The organism is Enterobacter quasiroggenkampii (genome assembly GCF_043972695.1).
GTDB lineage: Bacteria > Pseudomonadota > Gammaproteobacteria > Enterobacterales > Enterobacteriaceae > Enterobacter > Enterobacter quasiroggenkampii.
This window is the reverse complement of record NZ_CP143745.1, coordinates 2,664,208-2,678,027: the sequence shown is the minus strand read 5'-3', so window position 1 is coordinate 2,678,027 and position 13,820 is coordinate 2,664,208. Positions and strand designations below refer to the sequence as shown.

Genomic DNA, 13,820 nt, shown 5'->3' with positions numbered 1-13,820 from the left:
ACCCGCCCTGTACGGGTGGCTCTTTGTGAAATCTGACTATGTCTACACTGAGCCGCACCACATCACAGAACACAGAGCATGCACACTGGAGTGGCGTTTTTGCCATGACCCTGTGCGTATTTGTCCTGATTGCCTCGGAATTTATGCCCGTCAGCCTGCTTACCCCCCTTGCCAGAGATTTGGGCGTTACGGAGGGTCTCGCTGGCCAGGGGATCGCGATTTCCGGCGCACTGGCGGTGCTGACCAGCCTCTTCCTTTCCCGGCTTGCCGGGAATATAAACCGCAAACACCTTCTTCTGGGCATGACGCTCCTGATGGCGCTCTCGGGGATGATTATCGCTTTCGCCCCAAACTATCTGGTTTACATGGCAGGCCGCGCGCTGATCGGTATCGCTATAGGCGGGTTCTGGTCCATGTCTGCCGCAACGGCCATTCGCCTTGTTCCGCCGCATAAGGTTGCGCGCGCGCTGGCCATTTTCAACGGCGGTAACGCGCTGGCAACGGTGGTGGCCGCCCCGCTTGGCAGCTATCTTGGGGCCACTATTGGCTGGCGCGGCGCATTTCTTTGTCTGGTGCCCGTGGCGATAGTCGCGTTCATCTGGCAGTGTTTAAGCCTGCCTGACATGAACGCGCGTAAAAACGGTACATCACGAGGAAGTGTTTTTCGGTTATTCCGCCAGCCTGCCGTTTCCGTTGGTCTGCTGGCCTGCGGCCTGTTCTTTATGGGGCAGTTTGCGCTGTTTACCTATCTGCGCCCGTTCCTTGAAACCGTCACCCGGGTGAGCGGAGCCGGGCTGTCGCTGATTTTGCTCACCATAGGCGTTGCAGGTTTTGTGGGCACCCTTTTCGTTGCCCTGGTGCTTAATGCCGCGTTTTACATAACGCTGATCGCGATCCCTCTACTGATGGCGGCCATCGCAGTCGCGTTGATTCTCGCCGGGCATAACGTGTGGATTGTGGCCCTGCTGTCAGGCCTATGGGGGATGCTGGCAACATCAGCGCCGACGGGGTGGTGGACGTGGATTGCGCGAACGCTGCCGAAGGATGCTGAAGCCGGCGGTGGACTGATGGTCGCGGTGATCCAGCTCGCCATTGCGCTCGGCTCAACGGCGGGCGGTATAGCGTTCGATCGTTATAGCTGGCAGAGCTCGTTTGCATTGAGTGGCATAGTGCTCCTCTTTGCGGCAGCGCTAACGTTTCTGCTTTCGCGTCTTCACAAATAACGCACCGGATGATTTTTTGACGCTTTTCTTCACCGTTCGTGTATTGTTTTTAAACAATAACATCCATTAAAGGACACCTGCGTAATGATCAGCATCCTCGGCAAAACCACCTCCATCAACGTTCGTAAAGTACTCTGGACCTGCGAAGAAGCAGGCATCGCTTATCAGCAGGAAGATTACGGCAGCGGTTTCGCCTCGACGGAAACGGATGCCTTCCGCACCCTGAACCCCAACGCCATGGTGCCGGTGCTGATTGACGGTGATTTCGTGCTGTGGGAGTCCAATTCCATCTGCCGTTATCTGGCGCGCAAGGCCGAACGTCACGATCTGCTGCCCGCAGAACCGCAGGCCTGCGCCAACGTTGAGCGCTGGATGGACTGGCAGGCCACTGAGTTTAACAACGCCTGGCGCTATGTCTTCCCGGCGCTGGGGCGTAAAAACCCGGCCTTTAACGACCCTGAGCGCATTGCGGCAGGAATCAAGGAGTGGAACCACTGCATCACCATTCTGGAACAACAGCTGCAGCGCACCGGGGCCTTTGCGGCGGGCGAGACGTTTACCCTCGCTGACGTGGTGCTTGGGCTGTCGGTGAATCGCTGGAAAATGACGCCGTTTGATAAGCCAGACGTGCCCGCCATTGAGGCCTGGTTCGAGCGCCTTAACCAGCGTCCGGCATTTTTGCGTCACGGCAATAACGGCATGGTGTAAAACTTAATGCCTGAATGAATACCGCAACGAGGCTGTTTTTTTAATTACGAAACCCTGATTGTCGTCAGAGGGAATAATAATTAAGCCATATCCTGGACAGCCCGTTGCACCGCTTTGCTAGCCTGAATAGTCAGGCAAAGCTCAACCCGGAGGTATTCTTGCTGATTAAACTCAAGAAAGAACGAACGCATCAGGAGGATCGCCGGCTTGCTCTCTGGCTGGCGACCTCAGCAGGTTTGCTGAACGCCATCGCCCTCGGGGCATTTGGTTTTTTCCCCTCACACATGACCGGCAACACCTCACAATTATCCAGCGAAGTTTCTTCTACCGATCTGAGCGATATTATTTTCTTCGGCTCGATAATTCTCTCTTTTGTGGCTGGCGCCATTATTGCGCGTACGATCGTCATATGGGGTATTATCCATAACGTCAGGCTGGTTTTTTGCCAGATCCTTTTTGTCGAGGGGATATTACTGACCGGCGTTTCCTTCTACGAAATGTATTTCCATGCGCTCACCAGCAATCGCGAGATTATTCTTTTTCTCTGCTTTCTGATGGGCATTCATAATTCCACCTCCACACAGCTTTCCGGCGGACGGGTAAGATCGACGCACATTACCGGCACGCTAACGGACGCGGGGATTTCCCTGGCCTCCGTCATGGTGGCGATGCTGCGCAGGGATTACTCCAAAGATACGGCGGCGCAAAAAAGTCAGCTAAAAACCCACTTAACCACCCTGTTTTCGTTCATTACAGGTGGTATTGCGGGGCTGCTGCTGTTCAGATGGATTGGCTTCAACGCCATGCTGGCGCTGGGGTTGATGCTCGCGGTTGTCGCCACCGTCTCAATTATCACCGTCTCGTCGCGGGTTCGACGGGTTCGCGCTGGCGTCTGAGGGTTGCAACTGCCCCAGCAGGCGCTGCATGTTGTCATCACAGGTGATGCCCTCCGGCCTGTGGGTGATACTCGTGACCAGGTCCAGCAGCTCCCTTCGGTTTTCCTCCAGCTGCTTCTGCATCGCCTCTATTTCAGCAATGCGTGTCTTCAGGGACTGGATCAGTCCCTCATGATCCCAGCGCTGTTGCGGCTGCGGCAAGAAGCGCCGTATTTGCTCAAGGGTGAACCCGGTCCGTTGTGCATTGTCGATAATGTTCAGCAGCGCAACCGCATCAGCGGAATAGGTACGGTACCCGTTCCCCTGCCTGACGGGTCGCGGCAGTAAGCCTTCCGCCTCATAAAACCGAATGCGCGACGGGGTAATTCCCGTCATTTTCGACAGCTCGCCAATTTTCATTTCGTCCGCTCTGGCATATTGACCTTAAAGTTAACTTTAAGCTTAAACTTTTTATGCGGTCAACCGGATCGTCATCTCATCAGGAGCTAAAATGCACACTATTCTGGGCGCCAGCGGGCAAATTGCCCGTGAACTTGCCCGCGAGCTTAAACGCGAATATACCGACGAGATCAGGCTGGTCAGCCGCCATCCGCAGAAAGTCAACGCCAGCGATAGCACGGTTGCAGCCGATCTCCTGGATGCGCAGCAGACGCAAGTGGCGATTAACGGTAGCGATACGGTCTATTTTACCGCCGGTCTGCCGCCTGATTCCGCGATGTGGGAGCGTCATTTTCCGACCATGCTGGACAATGCCCTGGAGGCCACGCGTAAGGCGGTGGCAAAATTCGTCTATTTCGACAACACCTATATGTACCCCCAGAGTAACGTGCCGCAAACCGAAGAGACGCGCTTTGCGCCCCGGGGGCGGAAAGGCCACGTGCGCGCCCTGATGGCAAACCGGGTGCTTGACGAAATGCAACGGGGCGACATTCCCGTCCTCATCGGTCGGGCGCCGGAGTTTTACGGGCCTGAGAAAACGCAGAGCTTCACCAATACGCTCATTATCGACAGGCTGAAGCAGCATAAGCGTCCGCGCGTTCCGGTGCGTGACGACACGCTTCGCACCCTCATCTGGACGCCGGATGCCAGTCGCGCGCTCGCTCTGCTGGGCAATACCCCTGAGGCCTACGGGCAGACGTGGCACTTGCCCTGCTGCGATGAAAGGCTGACGTACCAGCAGTTCGTCACTCTCGCCTGTGAGGTCTTTGGACAGCCAGCGGACTACTCCGTCCTCGGCAAGTTGGCCTTCGCCGCGACGGCGCTGTTTTCGCAAGGCGCGCGCGAAATGCGCGAGCTGTTGCCCCGGTACGAGGCTGACAACCTGTTTGATTCGACGAAGTTTAAAGAGCATTTCCCTGCGTTCACCGTTACGTCATACCGGAAGGGACTCGAGAACATCTGGCAAGAGTGGAAATCAAAAGAGCCCGGTGCAGCGTAATTACGGCGCCGCGTCACCGGGAATGCGGTGTATTATTCGTGACAACGTCACATTCAAATCTCTTCTTTAGGACTATTCTGCCCGCCCCACAATCAGGCCTTACGCCATAAGGCCTGACCTGAGGTTGCCACTAGTTTCATAGGGTTACTGATTTTACCCCTTCGCTGGAACCCTTCCCAAACGCTTGCTATAGGTCATCTACCCCTGCCGAAACATGGCATAACAACAGGCAACCGGTGGTTGCTATAACGCATGCGCACAGGGAGACACACCGCAATGCACCCATTACTCAAACGTTCGCTGCTGTTTGTCGGCGCCATTATTGTGGTCCTCGCCCTCCTCGTCTGGGGGATCGGGCTGGAGACCCTCAGAGCGCGTCAGGTTGACCTGATCTATCTCGGGCAACAGCATATGATTCTGGTTTTCTCATCAATGTTCTTTGCCCTGCTGGTGGGTATTCCGGCGGGTATTCTGCTGAGCCGCCCGGCCGCGCGGGGTATCGCCGAATATGTGATGCAAATCTTCAACGTCGGCAATACGCTGCCGCCGCTGGCCGTGCTGGCCCTGGCAATGGTGGTGATCGGCATCGGCGATACGCCCGCCATCATCGCCCTGTTCCTCGCCTCGCTGCTGCCGATCGTGCGTAATACCTACGCCGGGCTGTGCTCGGTCCCGCCGTCGCTGCTGGAAGCGGCAAACGGGATTGGCATGACCAAATGGCAGCGTCTGCGCCAGGTTGAGCTGCCTGCCGCCTGGCCGGTGATGCTCTCGGGGATCCGCATCGCCACCGCCATTAACGTCGGTACCGCACCACTGGCGTTCCTGATTGGTGCCAGCAGCTACGGCGAGCTGATTTTCCCCGGCATTTATCTGAACGATTTCCCGACCCTGATCCTCGGCGCGGCGGCCACCGCCCTGTTCGCCCTGATCCTCGATACCCTGCTGGCGGCGCTGGGTCGCGTGATGAGTCCCCATCTCGCTCGATAACAATAACAAGGAGCTTTTATGAGACTGTTTTCCGGCCTGACGGCGCTGTGTGCCGCGGCGCTGTTCACCAGCCAGGCGATGGCGGCCCCGCTGATTCTGGCAACCAAGAGCTTTACCGAGCAGCACATTCTCTCGGCGATGACCGTGCAGTACCTGCAAAAGAAAGGATTCCAGGTTCAGCCGCAAACCAATATCGCCACGGTGATTTCCCGTAACGCGATGATCAACAAACAGATTGACATGACCTGGGAGTACACCGGCACGTCATTAATCATCTTTAACCACATCAACAAGCGCATGTCGCCAGAGGAGTCTTACGAGACGGTGAAACGTCTGGACGCGAAGCACGGTCTGGTCTGGCTCAAGCCCGCCGACATGAACAACACCTATGCGTTCGCCATGCAGCGCAAGCGCGCCGAAGCGGAACATATCAACACCATGTCGGACATGGTGGCGAAGATTGAGCAGATCCGTCAAACCAACCCGGACAAAAACTGGCTGCTGGGCTTAGACCTGGAATTTGCCGGGCGCAGCGACGGCATGAAGCCGCTTCAGGCCGCCTATAAGATGGATCTGGACCGCCCGCAGATCCGTCAGATGGACCCCGGCCTGGTCTATAACGCGGTGCGCGACGGCTTCGTCGACGCCGGGCTGATTTACACCACCGACGGTCGCGTGAAAGGCTTCGACCTCAAGGTGCTGGAAGACGATAAAGGCTTCTTCCCGAGCTATGCGGTCACCCCGGTGGTCCGTAAGGACACGCTGGAGGCCAACCCCGGTCTGGAAGAGGCGCTCAACACCCTCTCTGCCCAGCTCAACAACGACGTTATCACCGAACTGAACAAGAAGGTGGATATCGACCATCAGTCACCGCAGCAGGTCGCCCGTGATTTCCTGCGTAGCAAACAGCTGCTGTAGGAGGCGCTATGGAGACGATTCACTACATTCTGGACAACTGGGACTACCTGTTAACCCTGACGCTGCAGCATCTGTGGCTGGTGGCGCTGGCTGTGGGCTTAGCCATTCTCATCGGCGTCCCGCTCGGCATTCTGATTGTTCGCCACAAGTGGCTGGCAACGCCGGTGCTGGGGATTGCCACCATCGTGCTGACCATTCCCTCCATTGCGCTGTTTGGCCTGATGATCCCGCTGTTTTCGCTGATCGGTCAGGGGATTGGCGCCCTGCCCGCGATCACGGCGGTGTTTCTCTACTCGCTGCTACCGATTGTGCGTAACACCCATACGGCGCTCGACAGCCTGCCGCCTGGCCTGCGTGAAGCCGGACGCGGCATCGGCATGACCTTCTGGCAGCGTCTGCGCTGGGTCGAAATTCCGATGGCGCTGCCGGTGATTTTCGGCGGGATCCGCACCGCCGTGGTGATGAACATCGGCGTGATGGCGATTGCCGCGGTGATCGGCGCGGGCGGTCTGGGCCTGCTGCTGCTCAACGGCATCGGCGGAAGTGATATCCGCATGTTGATCGCGGGCGCGCTGATGATTTGTCTTTTAGCGATTGTGCTCGACTGGCTGCTGCACCGTCTGCAGGTGGTTCTGACTCCAAAGGGGATTCGATAATGATAAAACTGGAAAACCTCACCAAACACTTTTCACAGAAGCACGGCCAGACCTTTAAGGCCGTCGACAACGTCAACCTGAACGTACCCGAAGGGGAAATGTGCGTCCTGCTCGGCCCGTCCGGCTGCGGGAAGACCACCACCCTGAAGATGATTAACCGCCTCATTACCCCAAGCAGCGGGACGATCCTGATTAACGGCGAAGACACCAGCGGTATGGACACCGTCACCCTGCGCCGCAACATCGGCTACGTGATCCAGCAGATTGGCCTGTTCCCGAACATGACCATCGAAGAGAACATTACCGTCGTGCCGCGCATGCTGGGCTGGGATAAAGCGCGCTGTAAAATCCGCGCCGAAGAGCTGATGGATATGGTGGCGCTGGATCCGCATAAGTTCCTGAATCGTTATCCGCGTGAGATGTCCGGCGGCCAGCAGCAGCGCATCGGCGTGATCCGCGCCCTGGCGGCGGATCCTCCGGTACTGCTGATGGATGAACCCTTCGGCGCGGTGGACCCGATCAACCGCGAGGTGATCCAGAACCAGTTTCTGGAGATGCAGCGCAAGCTGAAGAAAACCGTCATGCTGGTCAGCCACGATATCGACGAAGCCCTGAAGCTCGGCGACCGTATTGCGGTGTTCCGTCAGGGGAAAATCGTGCAGTGCGCCAGCCCGGATGAACTGCTGGCGAAACCGGCGAACGAGTTTGTCGGCTCGTTTGTCGGTCAGGACCGCACCCTGAAGCGCCTGCTGCTGGTCTCGGCGGGCGACGTCACCGACCAGCAACCGACCATTACGGTGCGGGGCTCTACTCCGCTCCCTGAAGCCTTTGCGACCATGGATGATAACGATATTCGCGCGATTACCGTAGTTGACGAACACGGCAAACCGCTGGGCTTTGTGAAGCGTCGCGAAGCGCGTAACGCCAGCGGAACCTGCGCCGACATCCTGCATCCGTTCCGCATGACTGGTAAAGCGGAAGACAACCTGCGCGTGGTCCTGTCACGCCTGTATGAGAGCAACACCAGCTGGATGCCGATCGTGGATGAGGATGGTCGCTACAACGGCGAGATTTCTCAGGACTATATTGCCGAGTATCTCAGTTCAGGGCGTACGCGCCGGGCGCTGAATATTCATAGCGACAGTTAATCTTTCAGGCCGGGCATTGCCCGGCTTTTTCGCACGCATACCTTTTGCTAACCCCGCGATTTCCCGCCACAATATTGTATCGTCCCCGTTTACTCGCGACCCATGCAACGTCTTCATACGTACCCCGACATCCGCGCGATGTTTCGCCGACTGCTGATTGCCACCGTCACCGGCGTGCTGGCCGCGCTGGCCGTTGCGGTGTTCCGCCACAGCATGTACCTGCTGGAGTGGCTGCTTCTCAGCAACGACAGCGGCAGCCTGGTGAATGCCGCCGCCTCGCTCTCGCCCTGGCGGCGCGCGCTGACGCCCGCGCTGGGCGGGCTGGCTGCCGGACTGTTGCTCTGGGGATGGCAACGGCTGACCGCCCAGCGGCCTCATGCCCCCACCGATTATATGGAAGCGCTGGAGACCGGCGACGGTCAGTTTGATTACGGCGCCAGCCTGGTGAAATCCCTTGCCTCACTGTTGGTCGTCGCCAGCGGAAGCGCCATCGGGCGTGAAGGGGCGATGATCCTGCTTGCTGCCCTCGCCGCCTCCTTTTTTGCCCGGCGCTTTACGCCCAAATCCGAATGGAAGTTATGGATCGCCTGCGGCGCCGCGGCCGGGATGGCCAGCGCCTACCACGCTCCGTTAGCCGGAAGCCTTTTCATTGCGGAGATTCTGTTTGGCACCCTGATGCTGGCCTCGCTCGGGCCCGTGGTTATCGCGGCGGTGGTAGCGCTTCTCACCACGCAGCTCCTGGCACCGGGTGCCGGCACGCTCTACGCGGTCCACCTGAGCGGTATCCTCACCGCGGCCGATTATGCCCTGCTGGCCGCCATGGGGCTGGTGGCGGGTCTCTGCGGGCCACTGCTGATGTGGCTGATGGCGTTCAGCCACGGTCTTTTCCTGCGCCTCAAACTTTCGCCGCCGTGGCAGCTGGCGCTCGGCGGTGCGATCGTCGGGCTGCTGTCTCTTCTGACGCCGAAGGTGTGGGGGAACGGCTACAGCGTGGTGCAGGCTTTTCTGCTCGCGCCGCCGCTGCTGTCGGTGATTGCCGGGGTGTTCATCTGTAAATTGCTGGCAGTACTGGCGAGCAGCGGGTCGGGCGCGCCGGGCGGCGTGTTCACGCCGACGCTGTTTGTCGGCATGGCGACAGGCATGCTGTTTGCTCAACTTTTCGCGCTGTGGCTGCCGGGTTCTGAGACGGCAATTTTGCTGGGGCTGGCAGGGATGGCAACGCTACTCGCCGCGACCACGCACGCGCCCATTATGTCGGCGCTGATGGTCTGTGAAATGACCGGACAGTATTTTTTACTGCCCGGTTTGCTGGTCGCCTGCGTGCTGGCGTCCGTGCTGTCGCGGACGTTACGCCACGACTCTGTCTACGGTCAACACGCCACCGAGGGCAGAGAGATCGATGTACTGCGCTAGCTCGCGCTGCTCGGCGCGAGGCAGATAAGGCAGTTCACCCACCAGCGGTCCGGGCAGTTTAGCGCTCAGCACGTCGATGATCTCCGCATAGTGCGCGAGGCCTGGGTTGATGCGGTTGGCCACCCAGCCCATCAGCGGCAGTCCGTCATTGGCAATCGCCTGCGCCGTCAGCAGCGCGTGGTTGATGCACCCTTCCTGGATCCCCACCACCATCACTACCGGAAGCTGTTCCTGCACCACCCATTCCGACAGCGGGCGCAGGTCGTTCATGAGGCTGCGCCAGCCGCCCGTCCCTTCGACCACCACGTGATCCACCTTCTCGCTCAGGTTCGCCAGGCCGTCGGACAACAGGGGATAGTTAATCAGGCCGCTGTGCGCCACGCTGCTCTCCTCTTCGCTTAACGCGATGGGATTGACCGCATGATAAGGTAACTCCAGTGACGAGACGCTTTGCAGCACCAGGGCGTCTTTATTACGCAATCCCTCTGGCGTCTCTTTACTCCCTTTTGCGACCGGTTTGTACCCTGCCACGCGTTTACCGCTTGCTGCCAGCGCCTGCAGCAATGCGCGGGATACGACGGTCTTGCCGACAGAGGTATCAGTACCAGTAACAAAGAAACGCTTAAGCATGACTCACTCCACCTCTTGGGTATGCTTCGAAAATATAAACCAGGTAAATAATTCAGTGGAGGAAGTCTACGGGATGCGTGCGCTACCCGGCTTGAGATAGCGCAATTTTTCTTACATCTGCGGAAAAGAGTTAACCCTGTAACAGGCGGATCAACAGCGAGCCATTATACATGGCATCTTTGACCAGCGCCGCGCCTGCCATCGTGCCCTGATTGGAAAACTGGGTGCTTTCTACCGCAATATTCCGGCTGTAGGCGGGAAGCGACTGCTGCTGAATACAGGCCGTAATCGCCGGGAAGAGGATCTCCGCCGCCTGGCTGAGCGGTGAGCCAATGAGGATTTTTTGCGGGTTGAAGAGGTTCACCATAATCGCCAGAATGCGACCAACGTTATTCCCCACCCCGGTAATAATGTCCTTCGCCAGCAGATCGCCCTGACGCGCGGCGGCGCAGAGAGAATCCACCGTTAAGGGCTGTCCGTGCAGCGAGGAGCTCATGGACTGGCTGAGCCTGACCTGCGCCAGCTCCAGCACGCTTTCCACGCTGGCAATGGTCTCCAGACAGCCGTGGTTGCCGCAGTAGCAGCGTTTGCCGTACGGGTCGACCTGGGTATGGCCAATTTCCACCAGGCTGCTGCTTCCGGCGTGGAGAAGACGTCCGTCGGTGATCACCCCCGCCCCGACGTTATGATCGATAACCACCTGAATCACATCCCGCGCGCCGCGGGACGCGCCAAACAGCGCCTCCGCCATCGTCCAGGCGCTGATATCATGCTGAATGTAGACCGGCACGCCGGTATGGTTTTTCAGCACCTCTCCCAGCGGCATCTCTTTGACATCGTCATAAAACGGCATGCGGTGGACAATACCATTTTCGGTATCAATAATGCCCGGCATGGTGATGGCAATCGCCGTTAAGCGTTCAAGCCGCTGCTGATGGCGGATAAAGAAGCGATCGATGTGCGAGACAATCGCCTCGAGGAGCGATTCCTCGGCGTTGAGCGGCAGTTCAAGACGGTCCTCTACCACCAGCTTGCTGCTCAGATCGCGCAGCGCAAGGAAGATCTCGCCGCGGCTGATGCGCAGCGACAGGTAGTGCCAGGCTTCCGTTTCCACCACCAGCCCGACTGCCGGACGGCCACGGCTGCCCGGCTCCTGAATTTCCGTCTCCTGAACCAGGTGCGCTTCCAGCATCTCGCGAACAATCTTGGTGATACTGGCGGGTGCCAGCTGTGCCAGGCGCGAAAGATCGATACGCGAAACCGGACCAAGCTGATCGATCAGGCGATATACCGCGCCAGCGTTGGTCTGCTTAATCTGATCAATGTGCCCAGGCTGACTATCAGCGACCACCTCGTACTCCCTTATTTTCGAGCTTCGAAATAAACTGTTGGCTATGGTGAAGCACTTGCATGGCTGCCGTCAAATATTTACTTAGCCATGTGATTTACTGCACATTTTTGCCCACTTTTCCCTGAAAATGCCCCCCGACGGAGGCGTTCATCAACTGCTGTTTGAAGCGCTGTGCGGCATGACTCTGTTCGCGATGTTTTGCCCAGACCAGCCACATCTCTGAAACGGCATCCTCTTCGGCGATGGTCACCCAGCGCATTTCGCGCAATTGTACCCGCTTAAAGGAGGCCGGAAGAATAGAGACGCCCAGCCCGGCGGCGACCAGCCCGATAATGGTCATTGCCTCCCCGACTTCCTGGGTAATGACCGGGGCAAGATCGTAGCGGCGCATCAGCCCCAGGATATCGTCATACAGACCCGTTCCGACCTGCGGATCAAAAAAGACAAACGGCTCTTTTGCCAGCTCTGCCAGCGACACCGTCGGACGCGACGCCAGCGGGTGATCGTGTGGGATCATGGCCATCAGCGGCTCGCGCAGGATCACCTCCCACGCCAGCGAGTCCGGCAGCTGGGTATTACGCATCAGCCCCAAATCCAGCGAACCTTCATTTAGCGGCGCAATCTGCTCGCGGGTATTGATCTCGCGCGTCTGAATATGAACATCCGGGAAATGGCGGCGGAATGACGACAGCGTTTCCGAGACAGCGCTGATAAACGGCGCGGACGAGGTAAACCCGATGCGCAACTCTCCGGCCTCCCCGAGATACAGCCGTTCTGCCCGAGCGGCGGCGTCCTCAACCATGCTCAGAATTTGTCGGCTGTCGATGAGAAATTGCTTGCCCGCCGCCGTCAGGCTCACGCTACGGTTGGTGCGGGCCAGCAGGCGCGCGCCGACCTGCTGCTCCAGGATCTGAATCTGCTGGCTTAACGGTGGTTGAGAGATATTCAGCCGTGCCGCCGCGCGGCCAAAATGCAGCTCTTCGGCGACGGCGACAAAGTAGCGAAGATGACGCAGCTCGATATTCATATTTCTAACGTATCATTTGAGATTATTAATATATTAGACAGAATATTTACATTTTCCTACCCTGAAGAGGTGGTCATACCCGTCACCAGAAATCACGGGGATGTTTAAGCAAGGAAACTGTGTGAGTCGTACAACTGCCATTGATATCGATCCGGCAAGCGATATCAATGATTTACCAGCAACATCGCAGCCGGTTCAGTTCATTAAACGTGGTACCCCCCAATTTATGCGCGTCACGCTGGCGCTCTTCTCCGCCGGTCTGGCCACCTTCGCCCTGCTCTATTGCGTTCAGCCGATCCTGCCCGTGCTCTCCCATGAGTTTGGCGTATCGCCTGCCAGCAGCAGCGTTTCACTCTCCATTTCTACCGGCATGCTGGCGATTGGCCTGCTCTTTACCGGCCCTCTTTCCGACGCCATTGGGCGTAAACCGGTGATGGTAACCGCGCTGATGCTGGCTTCGGTCTGTACGTTACTTTCAACCATGATGACCAGCTGGCACGGCATTCTGGTGATGCGCGCGCTGATCGGACTCTCGCTCAGCGGCGTGGCGGCGGTTGGGATGACCTATCTCAGCGAGGAGATCCACCCGAGCTTTGTTGCCTTCTCTATGGGGCTTTACATCAGCGGGAACTCGATTGGCGGGATGAGCGGACGTCTGCTGAGCGGGGTATTCACGGACTTCTTTAGCTGGCGTATTGCGCTGGCGGTCATCGGCTGTTTCGCGCTGGCATCTGCCCTGATGTTCTGGAAAATTCTGCCGGAATCGCGTCATTTCCGCCCGACATCGCTGCGCCCGAAAACGCTGTTTATCAACTTCCGTCTGCACTGGCGCGACAAGGGGCTGCCGCGCCTGTTCCTGACCGGCTTCCTGCTGATGGGCGCCTTCGTCACGCTGTTTAACTATATTGGCTATCGCCTGATGCTCTCACCGTGGCATCTGAACCAGGCTATTGTCGGTTTACTCTCGGTGGCTTATTTGACCGGAACGTGGAGTTCCCCGAAGGCCGGGGCGATGACCGCGCGCTATGGACGCGGCCCGGTCATGCTGTTCTTCACGGCGGTGATGCTGGTCGGCCTGCTGCTGACGCTCTTCTCCTCCCTGTGGCTGATTTTTGCCGGCATGCTGCTCTTTTCTGCGGGGTTCTTCGCGGCCCACTCGGTCGCCAGCAGCTGGATTGGCCCGCGCGCGCGTCGCGCCAAAGGTCAGGCATCGTCTCTTTATCTGTTTAGCTATTACCTGGGGTCCAGCATCGCCGGGACGCTCGGCGGCGTGTTCTGGCATAACTACGGCTGGAACGGCGTGGGCGGGTTTATCGCGCTGATGCTCTGTGCCGCACTGCTGGTGGGCGCAAGTCTTCATAAACGTCTGAAATAATAGGCTTGCGGGCGGATGTCCGTTTCCCGAAAAACGGCACCAGCGTACTG

Annotated in this window: 14 protein-coding genes; 10 read left to right on the top strand and 4 right to left on the bottom strand. The window is 58.2% G+C overall.

The genetic code is table 11. The features are described 5' to 3' along the window. Window positions 1-38 precede the first annotated feature (38 nt). The 3 genes from V1572_RS12820 to V1572_RS12810 all read left to right on the top strand — a co-directional run bounded on the left by V1572_RS12820 (window position 39) and on the right by V1572_RS12810 (window position 2,827). Window positions 39-1,223, top strand: coding sequence for an MFS transporter (locus V1572_RS12820; protein ID WP_395299169.1), 1,185 nt, complete (start codon window positions 39-41; stop codon window positions 1,221-1,223). A gap of 84 nt (window positions 1,224-1,307) precedes the next feature. Further along, window positions 1,308-1,931, top strand: coding sequence for a glutathione S-transferase family protein (locus tag V1572_RS12815; protein WP_262810510.1), 624 nt, complete (start codon window positions 1,308-1,310; stop codon window positions 1,929-1,931). Window positions 1,932-2,089: 158 nt separating this feature from the next. Next, window positions 2,090-2,827, top strand: coding sequence for a YoaK family protein (locus V1572_RS12810; RefSeq protein WP_048222910.1), 738 nt, complete (start codon window positions 2,090-2,092; stop codon window positions 2,825-2,827). On the opposite strand, the gene V1572_RS12805 is transcribed toward V1572_RS12810, so the two are convergent. Then, complete coding sequence (locus V1572_RS12805; protein ID WP_045910390.1) at window positions 2,777-3,226, bottom strand: MerR family transcriptional regulator; 450 nt, start codon at window positions 3,224-3,226, stop codon at window positions 2,777-2,779. The genes V1572_RS12810 and V1572_RS12805 overlap by 51 nt on opposite strands. Before the next feature lie 91 nt (window positions 3,227-3,317). Between V1572_RS12805 and V1572_RS12800 the strand changes: the two genes are divergently transcribed. The 6 genes from V1572_RS12800 to clcB all read left to right on the top strand — a co-directional run bounded on the left by V1572_RS12800 (window position 3,318) and on the right by clcB (window position 9,387). Then, window positions 3,318-4,265, top strand: coding sequence for an NAD-dependent epimerase/dehydratase family protein (locus V1572_RS12800; protein WP_395299168.1), 948 nt, complete (start codon window positions 3,318-3,320; stop codon window positions 4,263-4,265). A gap of 276 nt (window positions 4,266-4,541) precedes the next feature. Then, window positions 4,542-5,252, top strand: coding sequence for an osmoprotectant ABC transporter permease OsmY (gene osmY / locus V1572_RS12795; protein WP_025911451.1), 711 nt, complete (start codon window positions 4,542-4,544; stop codon window positions 5,250-5,252). A gap of 18 nt (window positions 5,253-5,270) precedes the next feature. Then, window positions 5,271-6,170, top strand: coding sequence for an osmoprotectant ABC transporter substrate-binding protein OsmX (osmX, locus tag V1572_RS12790; RefSeq protein WP_395299167.1), 900 nt, complete (start codon window positions 5,271-5,273; stop codon window positions 6,168-6,170). A gap of 8 nt (window positions 6,171-6,178) precedes the next feature. After that, entirely contained in the window at window positions 6,179-6,826 is a 648-nt protein-coding gene (gene osmW / locus V1572_RS12785) for an osmoprotectant ABC transporter permease OsmW (protein WP_014169860.1), read from the top strand. Beyond that, the gene (gene osmV, locus V1572_RS12780; protein WP_111966788.1) at window positions 6,826-7,974 is read left to right on the top strand and encodes an osmoprotectant ABC transporter ATP-binding protein OsmV; all 1,149 of its coding nucleotides are present in this window, start codon (window positions 6,826-6,828) and stop codon (window positions 7,972-7,974) included. The genes osmW and osmV overlap by 1 nt, the downstream gene beginning before the upstream one ends. A gap of 102 nt (window positions 7,975-8,076) precedes the next feature. Continuing rightward, complete coding sequence (gene clcB, locus V1572_RS12775; protein ID WP_126534425.1) at window positions 8,077-9,387, top strand: voltage-gated ClC-type chloride channel ClcB; 1,311 nt, start codon at window positions 8,077-8,079, stop codon at window positions 9,385-9,387. Here the strand turns inward: clcB and bioD are convergent. The 3 genes from bioD to V1572_RS12760 all read right to left on the bottom strand — a co-directional run bounded on the left by bioD (window position 9,322) and on the right by V1572_RS12760 (window position 12,395). After that, window positions 9,322-10,017, bottom strand: a complete 696-nt coding sequence (gene bioD / locus V1572_RS12770) for a dethiobiotin synthase (RefSeq protein WP_045910385.1) — start codon at window positions 10,015-10,017, stop codon at window positions 9,322-9,324. The genes clcB and bioD overlap by 66 nt on opposite strands. 130 nt (window positions 10,018-10,147) lie before the next feature. Then, on the bottom strand, window positions 10,148-11,368 hold the full coding sequence (gene mlc, locus V1572_RS12765; RefSeq protein ID WP_045910384.1) for a sugar metabolism global transcriptional regulator Mlc: 1,221 nt from the start codon (window positions 11,366-11,368) through the stop codon (window positions 10,148-10,150). Between the two features lie 94 nt (window positions 11,369-11,462). Continuing rightward, a complete protein-coding gene (locus V1572_RS12760) occupies window positions 11,463-12,395 on the bottom strand; it encodes a LysR family transcriptional regulator (RefSeq protein WP_395299166.1) in 933 nt (310 codons plus the stop codon). A gap of 121 nt (window positions 12,396-12,516) precedes the next feature. On the opposite strand from V1572_RS12760, the gene V1572_RS12755 reads away from it, so the two are divergent. Beyond that, window positions 12,517-13,770: an MFS transporter gene (locus V1572_RS12755; protein WP_045910382.1), complete on the top strand. Its 1,254-nt coding sequence runs from the start codon at window positions 12,517-12,519 to the stop codon at window positions 13,768-13,770. Window positions 13,771-13,820 lie beyond the last annotated feature (50 nt).

Bases quoted from the DNA above. Each gene is read 5' to 3' on its own strand.
- osmV (WP_111966788.1), top strand. From the start codon at position 6,826: ATGATAAAACTGGAAAACCTCACCAAACACTTTTCACAGAAGCACGGC.
- osmX (WP_395299167.1), top strand. From the start codon at position 5,271: ATGAGACTGTTTTCCGGCCTGACGGCGCTGTGTGCCGCGGCGCTGTTC.
- osmY (WP_025911451.1), top strand. From the start codon at position 4,542: ATGCACCCATTACTCAAACGTTCGCTGCTGTTTGTCGGCGCCATTATT.
- V1572_RS12815 (WP_262810510.1), top strand. From the start codon at position 1,308: ATGATCAGCATCCTCGGCAAAACCACCTCCATCAACGTTCGTAAAGTA.
- bioD (WP_045910385.1), bottom strand. From the start codon at position 10,017: ATGCTTAAGCGTTTCTTTGTTACTGGTACTGATACCTCTGTCGGCAAG.
- V1572_RS12805 (WP_045910390.1), bottom strand. From the start codon at position 3,226: ATGAAAATTGGCGAGCTGTCGAAAATGACGGGAATTACCCCGTCGCGC.
- V1572_RS12800 (WP_395299168.1), top strand. From the start codon at position 3,318: ATGCACACTATTCTGGGCGCCAGCGGGCAAATTGCCCGTGAACTTGCC.
- osmW (WP_014169860.1), top strand. From the start codon at position 6,179: ATGGAGACGATTCACTACATTCTGGACAACTGGGACTACCTGTTAACC.
- clcB (WP_126534425.1), top strand. From the start codon at position 8,077: ATGCAACGTCTTCATACGTACCCCGACATCCGCGCGATGTTTCGCCGA.
- V1572_RS12820 (WP_395299169.1), top strand. From the start codon at position 39: ATGTCTACACTGAGCCGCACCACATCACAGAACACAGAGCATGCACAC.
- V1572_RS12760 (WP_395299166.1), bottom strand. From the start codon at position 12,395: ATGAATATCGAGCTGCGTCATCTTCGCTACTTTGTCGCCGTCGCCGAA.